Genomic DNA, 1,371 nt, shown 5'->3' with positions numbered 1-1,371 from the left:
CCGCCGAGTTCGTGTCTGCCGCTAGATTAGAGCGTGTCGCTTACCCGTTAATCGCCGTCGGATAGCGACACACCGTTCCTTTTCCTATGGCCGTTGCCTGCTAATGCTCAGTCCAAGATGGCAATAGTCCGTCGTGATGAGGCTTAGCGGGCTCGGCTCTTCAACGTCGTATCGCATAAGTCAGCAGTTCCTCTCGTCGCGGCGTAAGTCGCCGAGCGCAGATCGGCTATGATCGGGCCCGGGACCGATTGCGCGGCAGTGGTACGGCGTGAGCTGCCCAGCCGTAACGCGCCCATCCGAAACGTTCGACAGCGATTTTGTCGTGCTTGGAAGCGGACATTCAGATTACATCTCCGCCTGCTACTGTGTCGGCGAGGCTATGAGGTGGTCGCATCGGCTGCCAATCTCGAGTGTGGTCTCAAGGCAGCAAATGGCGGTGAATTCGAGATCGGCGTGCTGGATATCAACCTGCACGGCGTTCAATCCTATCCCATCACTGAAGTTCTGGAAGGCCGTGGCATCCCGTTTGTATTTGTCAGCGGCTACACCGGGGCTGGAGTGGACGCGCGCTTCACGAATGTTCCCAAACTCCAGAAGCCTTTTACCGCTAAGGCGCTTGGCGAGGTGCCATTGCGTGTGCCTCTGAGTGCCTAACGATGACGGAGTGGCGGGTGGACTGACAATGGCTCGACGCTGCCCCCGGAGCAGGATGAACTCCGGTTGGCCGACAACGTTTTTCTTGCCGATCATCAATTTGGCCGGTTATCCCTGTCGATGGTATTCGACCAGATTGCGGACGCCATTGCTCTGCGTGAGCCGCTCGATGTCGATTGTCCAAGCCGATGCTGCGTTCCGTGGCGCCTCGGCGAAGCGTTGCGCAGGGCGGCTACTGGGTCGGGTTAATAAGGGCATGGCTGCGATCGATCGGGCTGGTCTGACAGATAGGACGAAGTGAATGACGAAAGCGTTGGGGAGCGATATTGCGGCGATTGCGCGCATCGATGCGGTGCCATCCATCCTCGAAATCGCTTGCCGCATCACTGGCCTTCGTTTCGCTGCGGTGGCGCGCGTCACCGACACGAGCTGGACCGCCTGCGCTGTCCGGGATGAAATCGAGTTCGGGCTCGGCGTCGGCGGCTCGCTCGACTTGAAGACCACGATCTGCGACGAAATCCGCGATTCCGGCCAAGGCGTGATCATCGATCATGTCGCGTATGATCCTGTCTTTCGCGACCACCACACGCCGAGGCAGTACGGCTTCGAGAGTTACATCTCGATCCCAATCCTGAGAAAAGACGGGTGTAGCGCGTCGATTACGGAGTCCGGTCGGCGTCAATTATGATGGCCGGTAGGCGGCCGCGCCGGTTGGTG

3 protein-coding genes are annotated in these 1,371 nt (G+C 59.2%); all 3 read left to right on the top strand.

Going from position 1 to position 1,371, the window contains the following annotated elements; translation table 11 throughout:
- The first annotated feature begins 384 nt into the window (after window positions 1-384).
- The 3 genes from LH128_RS33865 (at window position 385) to LH128_RS28160 (ending at window position 1,342) form a co-directional block, all read left to right on the top strand.
- Window positions 385-654: a response regulator gene (locus LH128_RS33865; protein WP_172705201.1), complete on the top strand. Its 270-nt coding sequence runs from the start codon at window positions 385-387 to the stop codon at window positions 652-654.
- A gap of 66 nt (window positions 655-720) precedes the next feature.
- Window positions 721-903 carry a hypothetical protein gene (locus LH128_RS33860; protein ID WP_156800026.1) on the top strand — a complete coding sequence of 61 codons (183 nt, stop codon included), beginning with the start codon at window positions 721-723 and terminating at the stop codon, window positions 901-903.
- A gap of 52 nt (window positions 904-955) precedes the next feature.
- Window positions 956-1,342: a GAF domain-containing protein gene (locus LH128_RS28160; protein ID WP_008833105.1), complete on the top strand. Its 387-nt coding sequence runs from the start codon at window positions 956-958 to the stop codon at window positions 1,340-1,342.
- Window positions 1,343-1,371: the final 29 nt, after the last annotated feature.

The organism is Sphingomonas sp. LH128 (genome assembly GCF_000293195.2).
GTDB classification, from domain to species: domain Bacteria; phylum Pseudomonadota; class Alphaproteobacteria; order Sphingomonadales; family Sphingomonadaceae; genus Novosphingobium; species Novosphingobium resinovorum_A.
The sequence above is the reverse complement of the archived record's forward strand: the minus strand, read 5'-3'. Positions and strand labels throughout refer to the sequence as shown.

Bases quoted from the DNA above. Each gene is read 5' to 3' on its own strand.
- LH128_RS28160 (WP_008833105.1), top strand. From the start codon at position 956: ATGACGAAAGCGTTGGGGAGCGATATTGCGGCGATTGCGCGCATCGAT.